The organism is Actinoplanes sp. NPDC051405 (assembly GCF_055586185.1).
In genome coordinates, this window is sequence record NZ_JBVJIR010000002.1 from 560808 (window position 1) to 584607 (window position 23800).

Here is a 23800-nt window from a genome sequence, read left to right on the forward strand (position 1 = left end):
GATGACCCGCGTTCCCGCCACCCGGTGGTTCCTGGATCTTTCCGTCCGGGTCAAGCTGACCGTGCTGGTCGCCGCGAGCCTGGTGGCCCTGGCCGGCTGCCTGGTGGTGACGGTGGTCAACGACCGCAACGCCGAGCGGACCGCCGACCGGCTGGAGACGCTGACCACGGCCAGCGCCCTGGTGCTGCAGCTCGACCGGGCGGCCAGCGAGCTCAAGGTCAACGGCCTGCAGTCGGTCATCCGGGCCGACGCCAAGGCCCAGGCCGCACTGCTCAAGGAGCAGGTCGATGCCACGAACGCGCTGGTGACCAAGCTGGAGGCGGTGTCACTGCCCGGTGGGCTGGCCGCCGCCGTGGAACGCATCAAGACGGTCGCCGCCGACTACACCGCCACGTTGACCCGCTTCGTGGCCGGCGCCGGGGTCGACCAGGGTGCCGCCCGCCTCTCCTGGGAGCAGATCGGGGTCGACAACTACCTGATCAGCGCCGTGCTGGCCAACGAGCGGGCGCTGTTCCTCGACACCGTCGACCGTTCGCAGCGGTCCGCCGCCGCGAGCCGGGAACGGGCCGAGCGCATCCTGTGGATCGCGGTCGCGCTGGCCGCGCTGGTCGTCTGCCTGCTCGCGTACGTGGTGGTGCAGTCGATCACCCAGCCGTTGCAGCGGGTCCGGACCGCGCTGCGCGCCATGGCCGACGGCGACCTCACCGTCGGCGCGGACGTCACCGGCAAGGACGAGGTCGGGCAGATGGCCCAGGCCCTGGACCAGGCCCAGGCCAACATGCGCCGGGTGGTCTCGTCGGTCGCCGGTTCCGCCGACTCGGTCGCCGCGGCCGCCGAGGAGATGTCCGCGACCTCGACCACCATCGCCAACTCGGCCGAACGGTCGGCCGGCCAGGCGCACACGGTGTCCCGGGCCGCGGCCGGCGTCTCCGAGAACGTGTCGAGCGTCGCCAAGGGCACCCAGGAGATGGGCCAGTCGATCCGCGAGATCGCGCAGAACGCCACCGCCGCGGCCGAGGTGGCCGGCAAGGCCGTATCCGTCGCGGAGGCCACCACCGCCCAGGTCGGCAAGCTGGGCGAGTCCTCGGCCGAGATCGGCAACGTCATCAAGGTCATCACGGCGATCGCCGAGCAGACCAACCTGCTCGCGCTGAACGCCACCATCGAGGCCGCCCGGGCCGGGGAGATGGGCAAGGGCTTCGCCGTGGTCGCCTCCGAGGTCAAGGACCTGGCCCAGGAGACGGCCCGCGCGACCGAGGACATCTCCCGCCGGGTCCAGGCCATCCAGACGGACACCACCGGCGCGGTGACCGCGATCGGCGAGATCAGCTCGGTCATCGCGGAGATCAACGACTACCAGGCCACGATCGCCAGCGCGGTCGAGGAGCAGACCGCGACCACCGAGGAGATGAGCCGCAGTGTCGCGGCCGCGGCCGCCGGTGCGGGTGACATCGCCACGAACATCACCGGGCTGGCCGACGCCACCCAGGTCAGCACCGAGGGCATCGGGCAGTCCCGGCAGGCCGTCGTCGAGCTCAGCAGCATGGCCCACCATCTGCAGTCCCTGGTCAGCCACTTCAAGTACTGACCGGCAGCAGCCTGCGGGCCGAGGGCGTCCAGCGCGAAGCTGGTGCCCGCGGCCCGCAGATGGATGATCAGCAGGTCACTCCTTGACCGGGATCGCCTGCGACTTGAGGGTCTGGATCGTGGACGCCTGCGCGGCGGTGAGCGCGTCGTTCAGGGTGCCCTTGCCGGAGACCGCGGCCTTGAACCCGTCGGAGGCGTTGGCGTACGTGGCGGTCATCGTCGGTCCCCAGGTGAAGTCCGGGGTGACCTGGCCGGAGGCCTCGGCGAAGACGTCGTAGATGGGCTGGTCGCCGTAGAACTTGACGCCCTTCTTCAGCGCCGGCAGCGAGGCACCCGCCTTGGTGGCCGGGTACAGCTGCGCCTTCTCGTTGAGCAGCGTCAGCGCCTCCTCGGAGGTGTTCAGCCACAACGCGAACTGCGCCGCCTCGTACGGGTGCTCGGAACCCTTGAAGACCGCGGTGGACGAACCGCCCCAGTTGCCGGCCTTCTTGTCCCCGGCGGCCCACTGCGGCATCGGGGCGACCTTCCACTTGCCCGCGGTCTTCGGCGCGCCGGTGGCGATGGAGTTTGCTCCCCAGACCGCGGAAACCCAGGTCCAGGCCTTGTCGGTGTTGTAGGCGTTGTCCCACTCCGGGGTCCACGGCGGCACCGCCGAGACCAGCTTCTTGTCGATCAGGCCCTGCCAGTAGTCGGCGACCTTCTTGGTGTTCGGGTCGTCCAGCGTGACCGTCCACTGGTTGCCGTCGTTGCCGAACCAGCGGCCGCCGGCCTGCCACGCGAGCCCGGCGAACTGGTTGATGTCGCTCTGCGAGAAGTTGGTGATGTAGCCACCGGCGGCCTTGACCTTCTCGGCAGCCGCGGCGTACTCGTCCCATGTGGCCGGCGGTTCGATGCCGGCCTCGGCGAACAGGTCCGCGCGGTAGAACATGGCCATCGGGCCGGAGTCCTGCGGGATGCCGAACACCTTGCCCTGCTCGCCGAAGGTGACCTGGTTCCAGGTCCAGTCCACGAACTGGTCCTTGGCCTTCGCCACGATGTCGCAGCCGCCGAGGTCGGCCAGGCCGTCCTGCACCCGGAAGCTGGGCAGCGCGTCGTACTCGATGTGTCCGAGGTCGGGGGCGTTGCCGGCCTTGAGCTGGTTGAAGAAGTTCTGGTAGGTGCCGCCGTTGCCGTTCGGGCCGGTCTGCACCTTCACCTGGATGTCGGGGTTCTTGGCGTTCCAGACCTTGACGACCTCTTCGAGGTTGGGGATCCACGAGGTGTAGGTGAGGGTGACCGGGCCCGACGACGGCTGGCACGACGCCGCGGCGGTGTCCGTGCCGGAGTCGTCACCGCCGCCGGACGAGCAGGCGGCCAGCAGCAAGGCGGAGGTCAGCAGCACGCCGGCCGACCGGAGGGATGCGCGCATGGCATTTCCTTTGTGATGGACGGGATGGAGGCGGATCACTTGACTGCTCCGGCGCCGATACCGCTGCGCCAGTAGCGTTGGAGGAAGAGGAAGGCGACCACCAGGGGCATGATCGAGAGCAGCGCGCCGACGATCACCAGGCCGCGCAGTTCCGGGATGGCGCTCACCTGGCTGTTCCAGGAGTAGAGGCCGAGCGTCACCGGGAAGAGCCGTTCGTCGCTGAGCATCACCAGCGGCAGCAGGAAGTTGTTCCAGACGGCCACGAACTGGAAGAGGAAGATCGTCACCAGGGCCGGGAACATCAGCCGGACCGACACGGTGAAGAAACTGCGGACCTCACCGGAGCCGTCGAGCCGGGCGGCCTCGAGCAGTTCCTCGGGCACACTGGCGGTCGCGTAGATCCGGGCCAGGTAGACCCCGAACGGGTTGACCACGCTGGGCAGGAACACCGACCAGAAGGTGTTCGTCGCCTCGACCTTGCTGAAGATCAGGAACAGCGGCAGAGCCAGGGCACTGGCCGGCACGAGCACACCGCCCAGGACGACGTTGAACAGCGTCTCGCGGCCGGGGAAGCGGTACTTGGCGATGGCGTAGCCGCACATCGCGGCGAGCAGAGTGCCCAGCAGCGCGGCACCGCCGGTGTAGAGCAGGCTGTTGACCATCCAGCGCAGGAACACCCCGTCGCCGTAGGCGAGCAGTTCGCGGACGTTCGCGCCGAGGTCGAAGTCGGCGAACCACAGCGGGTTGGTGCCGGTGATCTGCTCCCGGCTCTTGGACGAACCCACGAGCAGCCACCAGATCGGCACCAGGAAGTAGACGGTGCAGACCCCCATGACGATCATCGCCGCGGTCCGGGAGAGCAGGCTCTCGCGGACCTTCAGACCGGGGGCGCTCACCGCTCGCTCCGGCGCTGGGTGGCCTTGAGGAAGGTGAACGAGAGCGCGAACGTGGCCAGCGCCAGCACCACGGAGAACGCCGCCGCCAGGTTGAAGTTCGGGATCGACGAGGTGGAGTAGACAGTGAGGTTCGGCGTGTAGGTGCTCGACACCGCGGAACTGAAGCTGCGGAACACCTGCGGCTCGGCGATCAGCTGCAACGTGCCGATGATCGAGAAGACGGTGGTCAGCACGATGGCCGGCAGCACCAGCGGGATCTTCACCGACCAGGCGATCCGGAACTGCCCCGCCCCGTCGATGCGCGCCGCCTCGTAGATCTCGGTGGGGATCGACAGCAGCGACGAGTAGATGATCAGCATGTTGTAGCCGACGTACACCCAGGTCACGACGTTGGCCATGGCCCACAGCACGAGGTCGGCGCTGAGGAGGTCGACGTTGCTGGTGAGCGCGGTGAAAGGCGACAGGTTGGGCGAGTACAGGTAGCCCCACATGATCGCGGCGACCACCCCGGGCACCGCGTACGGCACGAAGAACGCGAGCCGGAAGAAGCGCCGGCCCTTGACCAGGCCGGAGTCGAGCAGCAGGGCCAGCAGCAGCGCCAGGCCCAGCATCACCGGCACCTGGACGGCACCGAACAGCAGCACCCGGCCGACCGACGCCCAGAACGGGCCGTCGGCGAAGACCCGCTCGTACTGCGCGAGCCCGCCGAAGACCTCGCGGGCCGGGCCGAAGGTGCCGGTGCGCTCCAGCTTGTAGAGCGACTGCACGATCGCGTACCCGATGGGCACCAGGTAGAAGAGGACGAACAGGACCCCGAAGGGCACCACGAAGAACAACACTGCCCGGGTGTGCCGGGAGCGGCGCGGGCGCGCAAGCCCGGCCGCGGGCGGAGCAGCCCCGGCGATCCGGTTTTCGGTCACGGTCATCCGACCGGTTCCTCTCTGACGACACGGACGGCACCGGCACCGACCTTGAGCAACCCGGGTACGGCCTCCCCGGTGACCAGGTCGCGTCCGGTGACGGTGTGCTCGATGTCCTGCCGGCCGTGGTTGATGACGAAGACGTAACTGCGGTCGCCGCCGGTGCGGCGGACCACCTCGACGGAGCCGTCGCTCTCCGGACCGGTGGCCCGGACCCCGGCCCCCCGGACGGCGGCGCGCAGGAGATCCCGCAGGCCGTCGTCGTCCAGCGCGGTGGCCACGTACCAGGAAGTGCCCTGGCCGTAGCTGTTGCGGGTGACCGCCGGGACGCCCGGCAGCGGCCCGTCGGCGTAGCTGTCGACGATCTCGGCGGTGGTGGCCCGCAGGTGCTCGGTCCAGAGCGTGGCGGTCGCTCCCCCGGTGAGGGCGACCTGGTGGCCGGGCAGCAGTGGGAAGAACTCCTCGGCGACGACGCCGAGCATCTCCCGGAACGCGCCCGGGTAGCCGCCGAGCCGGACCCGGTCGGCGAGGTCGACGATGCCGCTGTAGAACGTCACCATCGCGTGCCCGCCATCGGCCACGTACGTGTTGATCGCGGCGGCGTCCTCGTCCGAGACCATGTGCAGGCACGGCACGATGACCAGGCGGTACCGGCTGAGGTCCGTACCGGGAGCCACCACGTCGGCGGTCACGCCGAGCCGGCGCACCGCCCGGTAGGCCGCGTGCACCTGGTCGAGGTACCGCACGTCCTGCGACGGGCGGGCCTCGGTGTCGGTGGCCCACCAGGACTCCCAGCTGAACAGGATCGCCACCTCGGCCCGCACCGTCGTGCCGGCCACCTCGGCGAGCGCGTCCAGCGTCGCGGACAGCTCCAGCACCTCGCGCCAGCCGGCCGTGTCGGTGCCGGCGTGCGGCACCAGCGCCGAGTGGAACTTCTCCGCACCCTGGGCCGAGGCCCGCCACTGGAAGAAGCAGACCGAGTCGGCGCCGCGGGCCACGTGGGTCAGCGAGTTGCGCAGCATCTGCCCGGGCACCTTGGCCAGGTTGTACGGCTGCCAGTTGACCGCGCCGGTGGACTGCTCCATGAGCATCCAGGGCCGTCCGCCGGCCAGCCCCCGGGTGAGGTCGGCCGCGAAGGACAGCTCCGCGTCCGGGTCGCCGAGACGGTGGTCGAGGTAGTGGTCGTTGGCGACGACGTCCATCTCCGGCGCCCAGCTCCAGTAGTCGAGCGCGCGGATGTGCGCGGTGACCATGAAGTTGGTGGTGACCGGCGCGCCGCTGTGCCGGCGCAGCACGGCCGCCTCGGCCCGGTAGTGGTCGAGCAGCGCGTCGGAACTGAACCGCTGGAAGTCCACGAGCTGACCGGGGTTGCGCAGCGACAGCGCGAGCCGCGGCGGCTGGACCTCGGCGAAGCCGGCGTAGCGCTGGCTCCAGAACGAGGTGCCCCAGGCCTGGTTGAGGGCGTCGATGCTGCCGTAGCGGCGGACCAGCCAGGCCCGGAACGCCGCGGCGCTGGGCTCGTCGTAGCAGAGCGCGTTGTGGCAGCCCAGCTCGTTGGAGACGTGCCAGAGGGCGATCGCCGGGTGGTCGCCGTACCGGCGGGCGACCTGCTCGACCAGGGCCAGGGCGTGCTCGCGGAACACCGGCGAGCTGGGGCACCAGGCCTGCCGGCCGCCCGGGTGGCGGGTCGTGCCGTCGGCGACCACGGGCAGGATCTCCGGGTGCCGGGTGGTGAGCCAGGGCGGCGGTGACGAGGTACCGGTGCCGAGGTTGATGCGGATCCCGTTGTCGTGCAACAGGGCGATGATGGTGTCGAGGGTGCTGAAGTCGTACTCGCCGGGCCGGGGCTCGATGCTCGCCCAGCCGAAGATGTTGACGGCCACGAGGTCGACGCCCGCCGTACGCATCAGCGCGACGTCCTCGGCCCACACCTCCGGCGACCACTGCTCGAAGTTGTAGTCGCAACCGAGGCTGATGCCCGCCATCGGATCTCCTTCCCACGCCACGTCTGTGCACGTGCACACATTGCGCCGCGGAAACGGGACCGTGTCGGATGTGTGAACGTGCACACACTAGGCACGGCCCGCGGACCAGGTCAATAGTCCGGCCCTACACTGCTGACGTGGCCCCGCCGAGCAAGCCCAGACGCGCCACGGTCCACGACGTCGCCGCGGCGGCCGGGATCTCGCGTGGCACGGTCAGCCGCGTCCTGAACGGCGGCTATGTCTCGGCCGAGGCCCGCGCCGCCATCGAGGCCGCGATCGCCGAGGTCGGCTACGTGCCCAACACCGCCGCCCGCAACTTGGTGATGCGCCGCTCCCAGGCGGTCGGCTTCCTGGCTCTGGAACCGCACTCGCTGCTGCTCGACGACCCCAACATCGGCGCCATCATGCTGGGGGCCAACGAGGTCCTCTCGGTCGCCGACCACCAGATGGTCAACCTGGTCGTCGACTCGGCCCGCGACACCGAACGGGTGGCCCGCTACCTCAGCGGCGGCTTCGTCGACGGGGCGATCATCGTCTCGGCCCGCAGCCACGACCCGATCACCCGGGTCATCGCGGAGCTCCGCCTGCCCGCGACCTTCGTGGGCCACCCGCCGGACCTGCACGACAGCATCCCGTACGTGGGCATCGACAACGTCGGCTCGGCCCGCGCGATCACCGAACGGCTGGCCGCCACCGGCCGCCGGCACATCGCGATGATCGCGGCGGCGCTGGACCGCGACTCCGGGGCCGACCGCCTGACCGGCTTCCGGGCGGCGCTGGGTGACCGCTTCGACCCGCGCCTGGTCGCGGAGGTGCCGCTGTACGACTACGCATCCGGGGTCAAGGGCATGCGAGAGCTGCTGGCCCGCGAGCCTCGCATCGACGGGCTCTTCGCGGCCTCGGACGCCCTGGCGGCGGGGGCGCTGGAGGTGCTGCGCGACGCGGGTCGTAGCGCGCCGGCGGACATCGGGGTGGTCGGTTTCGACGACAGCTCCTGGGCGTCGCGCACGCAGCCACCACTGTCGACGGTGCACCAGCCGGCGCGGGAGATCGGACGGAACGCGGCGGATCTGGTGCTGCGGCAGCTCCGCGGCGAGGAGCCGGCACCGGGCAACGTGCTGCTCCCGACCCCGATCGTCTGGCGCGGCTCAGCCTGACCCGGCCGCAGGCCGCGCACGCCGCCGCGGCCGCCGCCAGGCCGCCAAGCCGCCGCCGAGCCGCCGCCAGGCCGCCGAGCCGCCGGCTGGCCGCGCGGCTCAGAGGGGCGGTCGGGTGACGAAAGCCTTCGCCGCGGCCGGCGTCACCCGATTCAGTGACAACACCGCGTTACTCTCTGTCACGTAGCGATCCGGGGCACTCCGGCCGCGCAGCACGAACCCGCCGTTCCCCGCCGGCACCGCGCAGAACGTCGCCTCGGCGTCGTACCCGCGGCTGCCGTCCGCCCGTTCCAGCCGCAGCGCCGACTCCCGCGAACGCAGGAAATAGCCCGGGTAGTTGAACGACTCGAACGACAGGCAGGCAGCGTCACCCCGGCCCGCACGCGCCGTGAAGCGGGAGTCGGCCCGGTCCAGGTCGCGGCTGCCCGGTCCGACCGGGTCGATGCGGGCCACGAAGTTGCGGTGCCGGACCCGCCGGCCGGGCTCCCCCACCGGCTCCAGCCCGAGTTCCCGGCCCACCACCGGCAGGGCCACGGTCGGCGCGGCCGATGTCGTCCGGACCGGGCTGCCGGCCGGGGTGCGAGGCGGCGGCACCACATCGCGGACCCGGCTGGTCGCCGGTGGTGCGGGGCGGTCCTCCGGCGAGGCGGCCGGCGACGGCGCGCTCGGCTCGACAGTCACCGGCGGCACGGTCGGCAGGGCGACGAAGAGTGGTCCGGGGCGCTTCTCGTCGCGGGACGTGACGGCCAGTCCGACCGCGGCGAGCAGGGTGATCACGGCGGCGGCGACCACGACCGTACGCATCCGACCCGGTGCCGTGGCCCGGTGCGGCGCAGGCGCCGTGACGGCGGCCATCGGGACGCTCGCCGACGTGGGCGGGGGCGGGGCGAAGTGCTGGGGCGGTGGTACCCACTCATCGAGCGGGCCGTCCTCTGGCGACATCCGGATCCGTTCACTGGGCACATGGTGCGGGACGCCGCGCGGGGGCGGGTGCAGCAGCAATATTCGGGGCAAAAGCGGCCCGTGGCAAGAGGCAATCCCCGGTTCACCGTCCGTGATCGATCCGAACCGCACTCCCATCCGTAGTCACGAGGGAATCACCACGCGCCGACGCCCGCGGCGAACCCGCGGCCGGCGGTGCTCGCCCTCGAGGGAGCAACGCGCAGTGGACAACCCCGTACCGGCAGATCCGTACGCCCCGTACCGGCGTCCCGCCGACCCGACGCCGCCCACGCTGCCGTCGATCTCGGACTACTGGCCCGACGCGCCGCACCGCATCGGCCCGCCCGCCGACCACTACACCGACGAACCCACGGAAGCGGCGGTCGACGCACTGCTGCGATCCGGCACCCGCGAAGGCGACAGCACCGGGCCCCGGACCAGCACCAACCACCTCACGTTCGCCCCGCTCCGCAGGTCGAAGCGGTCCTTGCCGGCGGTCGTCGCGCTGGCCACCGTACTCGTGGCCGGGGCCGGCTTCGCCGGATTCGTCCTCGTCGGCCAGGACTCACCCCGGGCCGCCCAGGCCCCGCAGCCCGATACCGAGGCACCACCGCCGGCGACCGCACCGCCGCAGCCCATCGAGCCGCAGACGATCGAGCCGCAGACGGACCCGCCGTCCTCGGCGCCGGCACCGGCCAACGTGATCTCCGCGCCCGCGCGGGGCCGCGCCGAAGCCGCGTTCGAACTGGTCAGCAACACCGCGGTGATCGACCTGCGGACCGGGGACATCGGCGGCGACCTGTACCGGATCACCACGCCGCAGGACGGCAGCGTGGTGCCACGCGCGCAGGTGAACACCAAGGGCGTGCGGCTGTTCCTGGACGAGAAGGCCAAGCGACCCGACGCGGCGGTCACCGTGCTGCTCAACGCCGACGTGCGGTGGAGCATGCGGATCACCGGCGGGATCAAGGCCGGGGTCTTCGATCTCGGCGAGGCCAAGGTGGACGCGGTGGACTTCGCCGGCGACGCGGCGCGGATCGATCTGACGCTGCCGCGGCCTGACGGCACGCTGCCGATCCGGTTGTCCGGCGGGGTGAACCGCTTCGAGGTCTCCACGGACCAGGGCGTGCCGGTACGGGTACGGGCTCGCGGCGGCGCCGGTCAGGTGAAGCTGGACGGGCGCACCGACGACGGGGTCGCCCGGGGCGCCTCGTTCCTGTCGCCGCACTGGGCCGACAGCAAGAACCGGATCGACCTGGACGCCGTGGCCGGGGTCGGCACGTTGCGGGTGGGCCGGGGCTGAGCCGGCTGGGCCCGAGGTGGTAGGTGCCGTCCGTGGGCGACGGCCGGCACCTACCCGGGTCGGGTGATCAGTTGTTGACGCAGCCGGCGTTGCTGTTCGCGAGGCCGAGGATCGCGATGCTGTTGCCGCAGACGTTCAGCGGGATGTGCACCGGGAAGTACGCCTGGTTGCCGTTCAGCAGTCCGACGTTGCCACTGCTGTGCTGACTGCCGTGGTGACCCTTGTTGTGGTGGTTGTAGTCGTAGTCGTCGTCGTAGCCGTGCGCGCTCGCGGGGGCCGAGAACGCCAGGGCGGCGGTGGCCACTCCCACGATCAACGCGAAGCCTCGAACCAGTTTCATGACGAACCCTTCTCTTGCGGACAGGTACTGAGATCAAGCTAGCGGCCCCTTTGAGGTGTTTCGCACCTTTTAGGAAAATCCACCACGATTCAGCGCCGTCCGCCGAGGAGGATCAGGCCAGGGCTCGGCGCAACGCGTCCGTCCGCAGTGCCCACGTACGCCGGGAGAGCGCCGCATCAGCCGCGAAGGTCTCGGCCGCGTGATAGCTCCCCGGGTGCACGTGCAGCTCGGTGGGCACCCCGGCCGCCATGAGCCGTTGGGCGAAGGCGATGTCCTCGTCCCGGAACATGTCCACCGTGCCGACATCGATGAAGGCCGGTGGCAGCCCGGTGAGGTCCTCCGCGCGGGCCGGGGCGGCGTACTGGTCGGCCTCCTTGCCGCCCAGGTACCAGGCCCAGGCCTCGATGTTGCCGGCCCGGTCCCAGATGCCGATGTCGGTGATCTCGTGGCTGGACGCCGTCTCGTTACGGTCGTCGATCATCGGGTAGATCGGCATCATGAACCGCAGCGCCGGGCCACCCCGGTCGCGGGCCATCAGCGCGGTGGCGATGACCAGGCCACCGCCGGCACTACCGCCGTAGAGGGCCAGCCGGTCGGGGTCGATACCGAGCTCGTCCGCGTGCGCCGCGGTCCACACCAGACCGGCGTAGCAGTCCTCGGCCGGGGCGGGGTGCGGGTTCTCCGGGGCCAGCCGGTACTCGACCGAGACCACGACCGCGCCGACCTCGTCGCAGAGCAGGGTGGCGGTCGGGTCCTCACCGGCGATGGTGCCGAGGATCATCCCGCCGCCGTGGATGAAGTAGATGCCGGGCAGGGTGCCGGTGGCGTCGCGCGGCCGGTAGATCCGTACGGTGATGTCGGGGTCGCCGACCGGCCCGGGCACCGTCCGGTCCTCCTTGACCACGTTCGGGTTCTCCGGCACCTCGATGGCGCCGAGCATCGCCTCGACGGTGGCGCGGCGCTGGACGATGTCCGGGATGGCGTTGAAACCACCGGGCAGGGCCTCGAGCAGACCCTCCAGCGGTACGGCGGCCTCAGGGTCGATCAGATGACGTCGGGACATGGGTGCTCTCCTTCGCGGATCGTCAGACGGTGAGGGCGAAACCCTCGTAACCCTTCGCGGCGACCTCGTCGCAACGCTTGCGGTACGCGCCCACCCCACCGGCGTACGGCATGAACACACGCGGCTTGCCGGGCACGTTGGCGCCCATGTACCAGGAGTTCGCCTTGGGGTAGAGCGTGTAGCCGGCGATCTCGTTGACGTGCGCGACCCAGTCGTCCTGGGCCTGCGGGGTGGCCTCGATGGTGCGCAGGCCCTCGGTGTCCAGGTGCCGGATGACCCCGGCCACCCAGTCGACGTGCTGCTCGATCGAGACCACCATGTTGGACAGCACCGACGGGCTGCCCGGTCCGGTGATCATGAACATGTTCGGGAAGCCGGCCGACCCGATACCCAGGTACGTCCGCGGCCCGGCCTGCCAGGTCTCCTTGAGCGAGACGCCGTCGCGGCCGCGGATGTCGACGTTGGTCAGCGCGCCCGTCATCGCGTCGAAGCCGGTGGCGTAGACGATGATGTCGGCCTCGTACTCCCGCTCGGCGGTCCGTACGCCCTTCTCGGTGATCTCCACCAGCGGGGTGCGCCGCAGGTTGACCAGGTGCACGTCGGGACGGTTGTAGGTCTCGTAGTAGCCGGTGTCCAGGCACGGCCGCTTGGTGCCGACCGGGTAGTCCGGGCACAGGTCGTCGGCGACCTCCGGGTCCTTGACGAGCTCGTGGATCTTGCGGTGGATCCACCGTTTCGCCGTGTCGTTGGCCGCCTGGTCGGTCGCCAGATCGGTGAAGGTGGAGAGCAGGTTCACCAGGCTGCCGCTCTCCCAGGCCGCCTCGTAGATCGCGTCGCGTTCCGCGTCGGAGACCTCCAGCGCGGACTTCGTCGGCACGGTGACCGGGATACCGGCGGCGGACTCGCGCTGCGCCTGCCGGTACGCCCGGTAGCCGGCCTTGCGCTCGGCGATCTCCTCCGGCCGCAGCGGCCGGTTGCGCGCCGGCAGCGAGTACGCCGGGGTGCGCTGGAAGACGGTCAGGTCCGCGGCCTGCTCGGCGATGACCGGGATCGACTGCACCCCCGAGGAGCCGGTGCCGATGAGCGCGACCCGCTTGCCGGTGAAGTCCACGCCCTCGTGCGGCCAGTGCGCGGTGTGGTAGGTCGCGCCCTTGAACGTCTCCAGCCCGGGGATCTCCGGCATCTTGGACGCGGACAGGCAGCCGGTGGCCATCACGAAGAACCGGGCGCTGACGGCGTCGCCGTGCTCGGTGCGTACGAGCCAGGTGCCGGCGTCCTCGTCCCAGGTCGCGGCGGTCACCCGGGTCCGGAAGACGATGTCGCGGCGCAGGTCGAAGCGGTCGGCGACGTGCCGGGCGTACTTGAGGATCTCGGGCTGGGTCGGGTAACGCTCCTCCCACTGGTACTCCTGCTCCAGGTCCGGGGAGAAGGAGTACGAGTAGGCGAGGCTCTCCACGTCGACCCGGGCACCGGGATAGCGGTTCCAGTACCAGGTGCCGCCGACGTCGGTGCCGGCCTCGAAGACGACGACGGACAGGCCCTGCTCGCGGAGCTGGTGCAACAGGTACATGCCGGAGAAACCGGCCCCGACGACGACGGCGTCGACGGACCGTGGGGTGGGCTGGGATTCGGAAGCGGACATCATGCCTCCCGGGGTACGGCTGCGTACGAGGTGCCGGTGCCGGCGGCGGGCGCACACCCTGCAGTGCGTGCGTCATCGCGGCGCGGCCGGCGGTGCGGAACGCGCGCTGGGGGCAGCGCGGACGGAAAATCTGTGCGGTCAAGTGACCTGCCTCACAACGTAGAATGCATCCTGCAGCGCGTCAATGTTTCCGCGTCGTTACGACAGTCCCGCCGGCTCTCCAACGCTTCAGTCGACCCCGCCGGGGTCGATAGAGGGACCATGAGGCGGAGCGGGAACGGCCGGGGCACCAGCGCGGGTTCGCGCGTGTTCCTCGCCTATGCCGCCGCCAGCCTGGTGCTCGTCGGCCTGCTGGGCGTCCTGCTCGTGCAGGGTTACCGCGACGACGCCGCCCGGCAGAGCGCGGACCAGGGCCGCGCCCAGGCCTCGGTCATCGAGGAGATGGCCGTCGCCCCCGCCCTGGACGGCGCCGACCTCGCGGCCGGGCTCACCACGGACCAGCGGCAGCGCCTGCAGGAGGCCACCGACCTCGCGATCTTCCACGGCTCGGTGCTCAGCATGCGGCTGCGCAGCTTCGCCGGGCAGGTCGCCTTCTCCGACGACGGCTCCACCGCCGGCGGCATCCCGGTGTCCGCCCCGGCCTTCCGCGAGGCGGCCGCGGGCCGTACCGACGTCGCGGTGGTCGCCGACTCCCGGCGCAGCTCCGGCATGGTCATCCGGGTGCTCCAGCCGGTCATCGTCGGTGCCTCCGGGCAGGCGGTGGGCGTGCTGGAGCTCTACCTGCCGTACGACGCGATCGCCGCGCACCTGCACCGGCAGATGTACGTCACCTACTGGCGGCTCGGCTCGGCCCTGGCCGGGTTGTACCTGGTGCTCGCCCTCATCGCGTGGTCCACCTCGCGGTCGCTGCGCCGCTACGCCTCCCGGCAGGAGCACGAGGCGCTGCACGACGCGCTGACCGGCCTGCCCAACCGCGCCGCCTTCCGCTCGCGCGCCCGGGAAACCGTCGCCGCCGACGGCCCCGGCGGCGCCATCGTGCTGGTCGACCTCAACCGCTTCAAGGAGGTCAACGACACGCTGGGTCACCACGCCGGGGACGAGTTGCTCAGAGTGGTCGCGTCCCGGCTGTCCGGCGCGCTCGGCGGCACCGGCACCGTCGCCCGGCTGGGCGGCGACGAGTTCGGTCTGATCCTGCCGGCGCTCCCCCGCGACGCGGTGCTGGACCTGCTCGAGACGGCCCGCGGCGAGCTCGTGCAGGAGACCCTGCTCGACGGGGTCGCACTGCGCATCGAGGCCAGCTTCGGCGTGGCGTTGTACCCGGAGCACGGCACCGACGTCGAGGAACTGCTCCAGCACGCCGACGCCGCGATGTACCAGGGCAAGCGCGGCACCACCGACATCGTCCTGTACGACCGCACCCAGGTCGCGCAGCCCGCGCACTGGCTGATGGTGCAGACCGAGCTGCGCCACGCGCTGGAGCGCGACGAGCTCGTCCTGCACTACCAGCCCAAGGTGCGCCTGGCCGACGACGGGATCAACGGCCTGGAGGCCCTGGTGCGCTGGCAGCACCCGCGGCGTGGGCTGCTGTCGCCGGCCGAGTTCCTGCCCGCGGCCGAACAGTCCGGGCTCATCGAGCCGCTGACCGCCTGGGTGCTGCGCCGGGCCCTGGAGGACCAGGCCGGGTGGACGGCGCTCGGCCAGCAGTGGCCGGTGGCCGTCAACGTCTCCGCCCGCAACCTCGAGGCCCCCGGTTTCCCGCGGCTCGTGGCGGCGTTGCTGGCCGAGCACGGCACGCCGGCCGGGCGGCTGCTGCTGGAGGTCACCGAGACCGCGCTGGCCGGGGACGCCGCGACGGCCGCCGACGCGGTCGTCGAGCTGACCGCGCTCGGCATCGGGGTCTCGGTCGACGACTTCGGCATCGGTTACACGAGCCTGTCGCAGCTGCGGTCCGTGCCGGTCGCCGAGGTCAAGATCGACCGCAGCTTCGTCACCGACCTGGACACCGACGGGCCGAACCAGGCGATCGTCCGCTCGGTGATCGCTCTGGCCCACGGGCTCGGCCTGCGGGTCACGGCCGAGGGCGTGGAGACACCGGCGGTGAGCGACTGGCTCGCGGACGCCGGCTGCGACGACGCCCAGGGCTACCTCTTCGCCCGGCCCACGGCCTGGCCGCACCTGCTCGACCTCTACCTCAACCCGCGTGGCAGCGGCCGGCACGCCCGCGCCGAACTCACCACGGTTGCCGAAGCCACGCCCGCCGAACCTGCACCACTGAGCACCGGAGGTCTCCGATGAAGCACACCACCCGCCGCCGCGCCCGCCTGGCCGCCGCCGGCATCGCGCTGACCCTGGCCGCCGGCGGCTGCGGTTCGGCCTCCGCCGGCACGGACGCCATGGCGACCGGCGAAGTCGCCGTGGACGAGCAGATCCGCGCCATGCTGCCGGACGCTGTGCGCGATCGCGGCAGCATCCAGCTGGCCACCGACCCCAGCTACGCGCCGATGGAGTCCTACGCGCCCGACGGCCGCACGATCATCGGCTTCGACGCGGATCTGGCCGCGGCGCTCGGCTCGATCACCGGGATCCGGGTGGAGATGGTGGCGGCCGACTTCAGCTCGGCCATCGACGAGACCGTCAAGGGCACCTACGACGGCGTGCTCTCCTCGATGACCGACACCACGGAACGCGAGAAGCTGGTGGACTTCGTCGACTACTTCTCCGCCGGCACCGCGATCGTCGTGCAGCGGGGCAACCCGCGCGGCATCTCGGATCTCAAGGACCTGTGCGGCCAGGTCGTGGCGGTGGAGAAGTCCACCGTGCAGGCCGACCTGCTGCGCCGCTCCCAGCCCAGCTGCGGGGCGAACAAGATCATCATCAAGAACTTCAAGACCAATGCGGACGCCCTGCTGCAGGTCCGCACCGGGCGGGCGGTCGCCATCCTGAACGACTATCCGCCGGCCGCCCACCTCGCCACCGACGCCCGGACCCGCTCGTACTACCAGCTCGCCTCGACCGTGCAGTACGAGCCGGGCCTGATGGGACTGGCCGTGGCCAAGGACAACACCGGGCTGCGGGACGCGCTGCGCGCCGCGCTGGACTCGCTCATCCGCTCCGGTCGCTACACCGAGCTGCTGCAGCGCTGGGGCCTGACGAACGGCGCGCTGGCCACGTCGTCCATCAACGCGGGCAGCTGACGCAGGCTCAGGATCGGGTGTTGCGCGGCAGGGCGGACAGCCGGCGGCCCCGGATCAGGGCCTGCCGGCGGCCGATCTCGCGGCCGTCCGGAGTGAACTCGACGCCCTCGACCTCGTACCAGTTCTCGCCGTCGCGCTGGATCGGCCTGTTCCAGTCGACGCGTTCGACACGCAGATCCAGGGAGCCGGTGCCGAAGCAGTAGTCCGTCTCCGCGAAGTGGCTCACCGGCCGGTTCGGGCCGCGATTGGCGTCCATGACTTCACTCCTCGTCCGGTAACCGTGCACGTGCCCAAGCATCGTCATATGCGCGGACCGACGCAAGGCCAGATGCACGTGCATATGCACACTGGACCAAAAGTGGAAGATCCGCCGGGCTGCACCGCCGTTCGGACGATGCCCGGCGTGTCGGCGTGACTGTCAGCGCGCGATCTGATGCAGCGCGTCGCCAAGGATGGCGGCCGTGCGCTCCGGAGGCTCAGCCTCGAGACAGGCCCGCTCCATCGCGATCAGGTAATGCTCCACATCGCCGGGCTTGTCCAGATAGATTGCCCCGGTCAGCTGCTCGACGTAGACCACGTCGGGCAGCTCCGGCTCCGAGAACCGCATGATGGCGAACGGGAAGTCGGCCGGCCCGGCGGCTCCCTGATGGAACGGCACGATCTGCAGCCGTACGTTCGGCCGCCGGGCCGCCTCCAGCAGGGCCCGCACCTGGGCCCGCATGACGTCGCGGCCGCCGATCTCACGCCGCAGCACCGCCTCGTCGAGCACGGCCCAGAACTGCGGCGGGTCCGGCCGGGTGAGCACCCGCTGCCGGCTGCACCGCAGCTCGACGCGCCGCTCGATCTCCGCGGCCGGCGCGGTCGCGTGCTCGCGCCGCAGCACGGCCCGGGCATAGTCGGCGGTCTGCAACAGACCCGGCACGTAGTGCGCCTCGTACGCCCGGATCAGCGAAGCCGCCTCCTCCAGGCCCAGATAGGACAGGTACCACGGTGGCACGACCTCGCCGAACTGCCGCCACCAGGCCGGGGCGCTCGCGCGCCGGGCCAGGCTCAGCAGCGCACTGCTCTCCGGCTCGCCGACGCCGTACAGGGTGAGCAGGTCAGCCACGTCGCGTTCCTTGAAGGGGACGCGGCCGAGCTCCATCCGGCTGATCTTCGACTCCGACCCGCGGATCTCCCAGCCCGCCGCCTCGCGCGAGATCCCCCGCGCCTGACGCAGGCGCCGCAGCCGCACGCCGAGCTGGATGCGCAGGGCCGTGGGAGCACTGCGGGAGTCCTGATCCGTCGAAGTCATTGTCTCCTCCCTGCTCACCTTTGTGCCCCGCTGCACGTGCATACAACCGTGCAGTGTCCATGGAAGATGCGCAACCTTCTGCACGATCATCGAACCCGCGGGGTACGGATCCGCCCCCGGGCCCGCGCCGCTCCGGCCCGAGTGGTACGCAGAGCGCATGACACAGAGCACCGAGAACGCCTACGACGTCATCGTGCTGGGCGCCGGTCCGGTCGGGGAGAACATCGCCGACCGCGCCGTGCGGGGCGGGCTGACCGCCGTCCTGGTCGAACACGAGCTCGTCGGCGGCGAGTGCTCGTACTGGGCCTGCATGCCGTCCAAAGCACTGCTGCGCCCGGCGGAGGCGGTTCGCGCCGCCCGGCAGGTCGGTGGGGCGTCCCAGGCCGTGACCGGCGCCCTGGACGTGCCGGCGGTGCTCGCCCGGCGCGACTCCTTCACCAACGACTGGTCCGACGCCGGTCAGGTGGAGTGGGTCGAGGGCGCGGGCATCTCCCTGATCCGCGGTCACGGCGCATTGACCGGCGTCCGCGAGGTCACGGTCACCGCGGCCGGCGGCGGCACCACCGTGCTCACCGCCCGCCACGCCGTCGCGGTCGCCACCGGCACCGACGCGGCTGTGCCGGACATCGACGGGCTGCGCGCGGCGCGACCCTGGACCAGCCGGGAGGCGACCAGCGCCCGCAAGGTGCCGGGCAGCCTGGCGATCATCGGCGGCGGGGTGGTCGCGACGGAGATGGCCACGGCGTACGCGGGCTTCGGCGCCAAGGTGACCGTGATCGCCCGCAGCGGCCTGCTGGGTGGCATGGAGCCGTTCGCCGGTGAGCTCGTCGCCGCGGCGTTGCGCGAGCGGGGCGCCACAGTCCTGCTGGACACCGCCACCACGCGGGTCACCCGGACCGCTGACGGTGTCGAGATCCGGACCGGCGACGGCGCCACGATCACCGCCGAAGAGGTGCTGGTGGCGGCCGGGCGCACACCGCGTACCGGTGGGATCGGTCTGGAGACCGTGGGGCTCACGCCGGGTGACTGGATCACCACCGACGACACCATGCGGGTGCCCGGGTCCGACTGGCTCTACGCCGCCGGCGACGTGACGCACCGCGCGCTGCTCACCCACCAGGGCAAGTACCAGGCCCGGGCGGCCGGCGACGTCATCGCGGCCCGGGCGGCGGGCGGCCCCGTCTCGGACGCGCCGTGGGGCACCCACGTCGCGACCGCCGACCACCGCGCGGTCCCCCAGGTCGTCTTCACCGACCCGCAGGTGGCCTCGGTCGGGCTCACCGCGGCGGCCGCGCGCGATGCCGGGTACCAGGTCCGCGTGGTCGACTACGAGATCGGCCGGGTCGCCGGGGCGAGCCTGCACGCGGACGGGTACGCCGGCACCGCGCGGATGGTGGTCGACGAGCAGCGCGAGGTGGTGCTCGGCGTGACCTTCGCCGGACCGGACGTCGCCGAGCTGCTGCAGTCGGCGACGATCGCGGTTGTCGGTGAGGTGCCGCTGGCCCGGCTGTGGCACGCGGTGCCGGCGTACCCCACGGTCAGCGAGATCTGGCTGCGGCTGCTGGAGACCTACGGCCGGCCTACCCGGTGACCGCCGGGCGGTAGCGGGCGATGATCACCCCGGTGGTGGTGGTCACGGTGTCGGCCAGGGTCATCGCCCGGTGCGCCGCGGCCCCCTCACCGAACAGCTTCGTCCCGGCGCCCAGGGCGAGCGGGTGGATCGACAGGACGTACTCGTCGACGAGGCCGGCGGCGGCCAGGGCCCGGACGAGCATGCCGCTGCCCAGCACCACCAGGGCCCCGTCGACCTCGGTCTTGAGCTTGGCCACGGCGTCGGCGACCTCGCCGGTCACCAGCACCGAGCTCTGCCACGGCAGCGGCTCGGTCAGGGTGCGCGAGACCACGTACTTGGTCTTACGGTTGAGCACCTCGGTGTACGGGTTGCCGTCGGTCTGCCCGGCCCAGAACCCGTGGAAGCTGACGTAGGTCCGCCGCCCGAACAGCATCGCGCCGTCCTCGCCCATCCCCTTGCCCATGGTGGCGGCCGCGACGTGATCGGCGTAGGGACGGGCCCAGCCGCCGTACCGGAAATCGCCCCTGGTGTCCTCGTCCGGACTGCCCGGTGCCTGCATGACGCCGTCCAGGCTCAGCTGCTCGACGACCACGATCTCGCCCATGGTGTTCTCCTTCCTCCGGGCCCGCCCGGCGCGGGCCTGCACCGGTTACACGAACGGGCGGTCCTCGGATCGACAATCTTGTAACGGCGACTATCGTGTGGTGAATGCCGAACGACGCCGTGGTCACGTATCAGCAGGTGGACGCCGATGGTCTGGTGGTCGCCGCCCTCGCCGGGGAGATGGACCTGGACCGCGCGGACGCGGTCCGCGACAGCCTGGCGGCCGCCGCCGCGAGCGGTGAGTGCCGGTATCTGAACGTGGACGTCAGCGAGGTCACCTTCATCGACTCGTACGCGCTGGGTGCGCTGGTGAGCGCGCGCAACACCGCGGCGAGCAACGGGGTGTCGCTGACCCTGACCAACCCGTCGCAACCGGTCCGCAAGGCGATCCAGGTGACCGGCCTCAGTCACGTCTTCGGCCTGCCCGCCACGACTGAGTGAGGGCCATGGATTATCGCCGCAACTACCGGGCCGCCGCCGTCTCCTTCGCCGACCTCGTGTCCCGGCTGCCGGCCGACCGCTGGGACGGCCCCGGCACCGGTGACTGGAGTCTGCGCGAGGTGGTCGGCCACACGGTCGGCTCTGCCCTGCGGCAGGTGCCGCCGGTGCTCACCGTCACCGGCGGCGTGGTGACGCTGCACGCACCGGAGGACTACTGGGCGTTCGCCCGGTCCGCGCCGCCGGAGCTGTACGCGGCGGCGACGGCAGCCTCGACGGCCGACGCCCGAGAGACCGGGGCATGGCTCGGCGACGACGGGGCCACCCGGGTCAGCGAGCTCGCCGGGCAGGCCACCGCGGCGCTGGCCGCCGCCCACGACGACGACGTGGTGACCACGCCGGCCGGCGGCATGCGGGTCCGGGACTGGCTGCCCACGCGCACCTTCGAGCTGGTCGTGCACGGCACCGACATCGCCGCCGCCACCGGGGTGACCTTCGACGCGCCGCCGGACGCCGTGGCCGAGGCCGTCGCGCTGGCCGCCCGGGTCGCCGCCGCGGTCGGCGACGGCGAGCTGGTGCTGCGCGCCCTCACCGGCCGGGCCGGTCTGCCGGAGAAGTTCTCGGTCGTCTGAGTCCGATGGCCGAACGCCCGGAAAGTGACCAGGTGCACACTTCGCCGCCGGTCGTCGTGCCCTCTACAGTGACAGATCGATCCGGGGCAGTTCGATCCGGCTCGATTCCGTCTCCGCGGACGAGGAGTGACGTGACCCTGGTGGCACCGGCGACCACGGACGCCGCTCCCGGGGCACCACCCCGGGAGGACGGCGACGACGTCGCGCGGGTGCCCGGTGCCCGCATCCGGATCCCGCGACCGCTGCTCGTCTGGGGTCCGGCCGTGCTCCCCGCGCTGCTCATGCTGGTCATCGGCCGCATCGGCCTGCGCCGGCCCGCCGTCGGCTGGGACGAGAACGCGACCTGGCTGGCCAGCCAGCGCACCCCCGCCCAGATCGTCGACCTGGCCCGGCACTTCGACGGCGTGATCTCCCCGTACTACCTGTTCATGCACTTCTGGACGGGTGTCTTCGGCGACTCGGAGTTCTGGCTGCGCGCGCCGTCGCTGCTCGCGGTGGCGCTCGGCGTGGGCATCTCGGCCGAGCTGGGCCGCCGGCTGTTCGGCCCGGCGACCGGCCTGCTCGCCGGGCTGCTGCTGGTCACCGTGCCCCAGCTCTCCCGGTACGCCCAGGACGCCCGGGCGTACGGCCTGGCCTTCCTCTTCGCCACCCTCGCGACCCTGCTGCTGCACCGCGCGCTGCGGCAGCCGTCGTGGGCGCGCTGGATCGGGTACGGCGTCACCGTCACGCTGCTCGGCCTCTCGCACATCCTGGCGCTGCTGGTGCTGATCGGGCACGCGTACGCGGTGGTGAGCCGGGCCCGCCGGGACCCGGCCGCGGTCCGGCCGGTGCGCTGGTTCGTGGTGACCGCCGTCGCCGTGCTGCCCGTGCTGCCGTTCGTCTATCTCGGGCTCACCCAGCGCGGCTCGCAGCTCGACTGGCTGCCGCCGATGACCGTGCGCCAGGTGCTCGACGCGCCGGGAGACATCTTCGGGGCCGCGGCTGTCGGCCTGCTGCTGATCGGTCTGGCCCTGGTGGCCCGGCACCGCGACTCCCGCCTGCTGCGCGAGTTCGCCGTGCTGGCGGTCGCGCCACCGGCGGTGCTGATGGCCGTCTCGTTCGTCACCTCGTCGCTGTGGGTCCCGCGCTACGTGCTCGTCGTCGTCCCGGCGGTCTGCCTCTGCGCGGCCGTCTCGTTGCGGGTCGTGCCGCTGCGGGCCGTCGCGGCTCTCGTGCTGCTGGCCGCGGTCGGTGCGCCGGCCCAGCAGCGGCTGCGCACCCAGACCAGCCACATGGGCCCGGACTTCCGCACCGTGGCACGCCAGCTGGAGCAGCACCAGCAGCCCGGCGACGTGATCGTGTACGGCACCTCGGGCACCTGGTCGCTGCGCGCGGGCATCGACTATCAGCTGCGCGGCCGGGAGAAGCCCCGGGACGTGCTGCTGCGCACCCCGGCGGCCGAGGTGGGCGAGCTGGACGCCGTGCAGTGCGCCGATCAGGTGGCGTGCCTCGGCTCGGCGCGGCGGGTGTGGCTGTTCCGCTGGCAACCGGCCGGCCGGCAGCTGACCGCTGAGGCTCCGCTGTCGGGTGCCGGCGCTGTCGGTCCCGTGCTCACCAGCCGATACAGGGTGGCGGGCGTCTGGCGCGCCACCAAGGCCAACCTGGTCCTGTTCGAGCGCCGCTGACCAGCGGACCGGCCGGGCGAGCCAGCAGGCCGAGCAGGCCGGGCGGCCGAGCGGGTCAGCGGCGGGTCGGTGTCACAGGGCAGGACAGTACGCACGGGTACTGCATCCACGCCCGCAGGTCGCCGCGCGGGTCGAAGAGGTAGGCGCCGTCGCCGTGGGCCTGCTGGTCGGAGGTCGGGTTGTCGAAGACGGGGGCCGCCTGGCCCCAGTACTTGTGCGTTGCTGTGGGCGTACCGGATCCGACGTGGACGTAGACCGCGCCCCGCGCGGGCAGGACCGTGCCCGCCGGGAAGGTGTAGCGGCGCAGGGCCGAGTCGCGTACCCACCAGCCCGCGACCGGGACCGGCGCGGCCGACCCGTTCTCCACCCGGACCCATTCGCCGTTGAGGTTGCGGTCGTCGGTGCCGTCGGCGTCGTAGTTGACCACCACGCTGAGCGGGCTGGTCTGGGCCGGTCCGCTCCCGCACGCGTCGGTGTCGAAGAGGTTGATTCCGTCGCGGGCCGCCTGGGCCTGCGCCAGCCGGTAGCGTGAGTTCCACGCCCACTCGGCGCCGAACGGCTGCCACAGCGCCAGTCCGCGGCGCATCAGGTCCAGGCCGAGGTCGTGCCAGCTGCCGTTGATCCGCACGGCGACGCTGCGCAGCGGACGGGACCGGCTGCTGCTGGAGGCCTGCTGGGCGGTCAGGCGGACCACTCCCCCGCCGGCCTTCACGAGCTGCTCCAAGCGGGCGGTGGCGGCGAGGCTGTGGCACTCACCGCGGCGGCGTTGCACCACGGCGGAGTAGACGGTCTGTTCCATCGCCTGCGCGTTGATGAGGCGGATCGAGCGCGGTGTGGTGGTGCCGTCGCCGGCCACGTCCACCGACAGGGTGTCGCCGTCGTTGACGCGTATGACTTTGCCGGTCCACACCAGGCAGGCCGGGCTCGGAGCGGTCGGCAGGCACGGCGTCGTCGCGGCCGCGGCCGGCGTCGCCGGCGCGACGGCGAGGGCGCCGGCCATCACGGCGGCGCCGAGAGCGGAGACCAGGCGACGGAGCATGCCTGACCCATCGACCATCCGTGCCCGCGAATGAGAGAAAACCATCCCGGGGTACGGGGTCAGGGACGGTGCCCTTGAGATCGGCGCGCAGATGGCCGTCGCGTTGCGCCCGGGCGACCA

General features: G+C 71.8%; 21 protein-coding genes. 9 read left to right on the forward strand and 12 right to left on the reverse strand.

All coding sequences use genetic code 11. From position 1 onward, the window contains the following. The first annotated feature begins 1 nt into the window (after position 1). Positions 2–1588: a methyl-accepting chemotaxis protein gene (locus tag ACZ6S4_RS07045; protein WP_465474009.1), complete on the forward strand. Its 1587-nt coding sequence runs from the start codon at positions 2–4 to the stop codon at positions 1586–1588. Positions 1589–1663: 75 nt separating this feature from the next. Here the strand turns inward: ACZ6S4_RS07045 and ACZ6S4_RS07050 are convergent, their stop codons facing one another. Genes ACZ6S4_RS07050 through ACZ6S4_RS07065 form a run of 4 tightly spaced genes read right to left on the reverse strand, consistent with a single transcriptional unit; the run spans position 1664 to position 6796 of the window. Continuing rightward, positions 1664–2995, reverse strand: a complete 1332-nt coding sequence (locus tag ACZ6S4_RS07050; RefSeq protein ID WP_465474010.1) for an ABC transporter substrate-binding protein — start codon at positions 2993–2995, stop codon at positions 1664–1666. Positions 2996–3030: 35 nt separating this feature from the next. Further along, a complete protein-coding gene (locus ACZ6S4_RS07055) occupies positions 3031–3891 on the reverse strand; it encodes a carbohydrate ABC transporter permease (RefSeq protein ID WP_465474011.1) in 861 nt (286 codons plus the stop codon). Further along, positions 3888–4817, reverse strand: coding sequence for a carbohydrate ABC transporter permease (locus ACZ6S4_RS07060; RefSeq protein WP_465474012.1), 930 nt, complete (start codon positions 4815–4817; stop codon positions 3888–3890). The genes ACZ6S4_RS07055 and ACZ6S4_RS07060 overlap by 4 nt, the downstream gene beginning before the upstream one ends. Continuing rightward, positions 4814–6796: a beta-galactosidase gene (locus ACZ6S4_RS07065; RefSeq protein ID WP_465474013.1), complete on the reverse strand. Its 1983-nt coding sequence runs from the start codon at positions 6794–6796 to the stop codon at positions 4814–4816. Before ACZ6S4_RS07065 ends, ACZ6S4_RS07060 begins: the two co-directional genes overlap by 4 nt. A 137-nt stretch (positions 6797–6933) precedes the next feature. On the opposite strand from ACZ6S4_RS07065, the gene ACZ6S4_RS07070 reads away from it, so the two are divergent. Beyond that, positions 6934–7953, forward strand: coding sequence for a LacI family DNA-binding transcriptional regulator (locus ACZ6S4_RS07070; protein WP_465474014.1), 1020 nt, complete (start codon positions 6934–6936; stop codon positions 7951–7953). A gap of 99 nt (positions 7954–8052) precedes the next feature. Here the strand turns inward: ACZ6S4_RS07070 and ACZ6S4_RS07075 are convergent, their stop codons facing one another. After that, positions 8053–8808, reverse strand: coding sequence for an AbfB domain-containing protein (locus ACZ6S4_RS07075; protein ID WP_465474015.1), 756 nt, complete (start codon positions 8806–8808; stop codon positions 8053–8055). A 310-nt stretch (positions 8809–9118) separates the two neighbouring features. Here ACZ6S4_RS07075 and ACZ6S4_RS07080 point away from each other — a divergent pair, with 310 nt between their 5' ends. Beyond that, positions 9119–10198: a hypothetical protein gene (locus ACZ6S4_RS07080; protein WP_465474016.1), complete on the forward strand. Its 1080-nt coding sequence runs from the start codon at positions 9119–9121 to the stop codon at positions 10196–10198. Positions 10199–10265: 67 nt separating this feature from the next. On the opposite strand, the gene ACZ6S4_RS07085 is transcribed toward ACZ6S4_RS07080, so the two are convergent. The 3 genes from ACZ6S4_RS07085 to ACZ6S4_RS07095 all read right to left on the reverse strand — a co-directional run bounded on the left by ACZ6S4_RS07085 (position 10266) and on the right by ACZ6S4_RS07095 (position 13243). Beyond that, a complete protein-coding gene (locus ACZ6S4_RS07085; RefSeq protein WP_465474017.1) occupies positions 10266–10538 on the reverse strand; it encodes a chaplin in 273 nt (90 codons plus the stop codon). A gap of 112 nt (positions 10539–10650) precedes the next feature. Beyond that, a complete protein-coding gene (locus ACZ6S4_RS07090; RefSeq protein ID WP_465474018.1) occupies positions 10651–11601 on the reverse strand; it encodes an alpha/beta hydrolase in 951 nt (316 codons plus the stop codon). Positions 11602–11623: 22 nt separating this feature from the next. Continuing rightward, entirely contained in the window at positions 11624–13243 is a 1620-nt protein-coding gene (locus ACZ6S4_RS07095) for a flavin-containing monooxygenase (protein WP_465474019.1), read from the reverse strand. A gap of 261 nt (positions 13244–13504) precedes the next feature. Here ACZ6S4_RS07095 and ACZ6S4_RS07100 point away from each other — a divergent pair, with 261 nt between their 5' ends. Further along, positions 13505–15538, forward strand: a complete 2034-nt coding sequence (locus ACZ6S4_RS07100) for a putative bifunctional diguanylate cyclase/phosphodiesterase (protein WP_465474020.1) — start codon at positions 13505–13507, stop codon at positions 15536–15538. Further along, positions 15535–16437, forward strand: a complete 903-nt coding sequence (locus tag ACZ6S4_RS07105) for an ABC transporter substrate-binding protein (RefSeq protein ID WP_465474021.1) — start codon at positions 15535–15537, stop codon at positions 16435–16437. The genes ACZ6S4_RS07100 and ACZ6S4_RS07105 overlap by 4 nt, the downstream gene beginning before the upstream one ends. 7 nt (positions 16438–16444) lie before the next feature. Here ACZ6S4_RS07105 and ACZ6S4_RS07110 read toward each other — a convergent pair whose 3' ends face one another. Then, on the reverse strand, positions 16445–16693 hold the full coding sequence (locus ACZ6S4_RS07110; RefSeq protein WP_465474022.1) for a hypothetical protein: 249 nt from the start codon (positions 16691–16693) through the stop codon (positions 16445–16447). 162 nt (positions 16694–16855) lie between these two features. Beyond that, complete coding sequence (locus tag ACZ6S4_RS07115) at positions 16856–17731, reverse strand: helix-turn-helix domain-containing protein (RefSeq protein WP_465474023.1); 876 nt, start codon at positions 17729–17731, stop codon at positions 16856–16858. A 157-nt stretch (positions 17732–17888) separates the two neighbouring features. On the opposite strand from ACZ6S4_RS07115, the gene ACZ6S4_RS07120 reads away from it, so the two are divergent. Further along, a complete protein-coding gene (locus ACZ6S4_RS07120) occupies positions 17889–19322 on the forward strand; it encodes a dihydrolipoyl dehydrogenase family protein (RefSeq protein WP_465474024.1) in 1434 nt (477 codons plus the stop codon). On the opposite strand, the gene ACZ6S4_RS07125 is transcribed toward ACZ6S4_RS07120, so the two are convergent. Further along, positions 19312–19908 (reverse strand): dihydrofolate reductase family protein, encoded by a 597-nt coding sequence (locus tag ACZ6S4_RS07125; protein ID WP_465474025.1) that lies wholly within the window; start codon positions 19906–19908, stop codon positions 19312–19314. The two genes, ACZ6S4_RS07120 and ACZ6S4_RS07125, sit on opposite strands and share 11 nt — an antisense overlap. A 104-nt stretch (positions 19909–20012) precedes the next feature. Here ACZ6S4_RS07125 and ACZ6S4_RS07130 point away from each other — a divergent pair, with 104 nt between their 5' ends. The 3 genes from ACZ6S4_RS07130 to ACZ6S4_RS07140 all read left to right on the forward strand — a co-directional run bounded on the left by ACZ6S4_RS07130 (position 20013) and on the right by ACZ6S4_RS07140 (position 22641). Then, positions 20013–20348 (forward strand): STAS domain-containing protein, encoded by a 336-nt coding sequence (locus ACZ6S4_RS07130; RefSeq protein WP_360543157.1) that lies wholly within the window; start codon positions 20013–20015, stop codon positions 20346–20348. 5 nt (positions 20349–20353) lie between these two features. Then, the gene (locus tag ACZ6S4_RS07135; RefSeq protein ID WP_465474026.1) at positions 20354–20977 is read left to right on the forward strand and encodes a maleylpyruvate isomerase N-terminal domain-containing protein; all 624 of its coding nucleotides are present in this window, start codon (positions 20354–20356) and stop codon (positions 20975–20977) included. A 131-nt stretch (positions 20978–21108) separates the two neighbouring features. After that, on the forward strand, positions 21109–22641 hold the full coding sequence (locus ACZ6S4_RS07140) for a glycosyltransferase family 39 protein (protein WP_465474027.1): 1533 nt from the start codon (positions 21109–21111) through the stop codon (positions 22639–22641). 55 nt (positions 22642–22696) lie between these two features. Here the strand turns inward: ACZ6S4_RS07140 and ACZ6S4_RS07145 are convergent, their stop codons facing one another. Continuing rightward, positions 22697–23680 carry a lamin tail domain-containing protein gene (locus ACZ6S4_RS07145; protein WP_465474028.1) on the reverse strand — a complete coding sequence of 328 codons (984 nt, stop codon included), beginning with the start codon at positions 23678–23680 and terminating at the stop codon, positions 22697–22699. Positions 23681–23800: the final 120 nt, after the last annotated feature.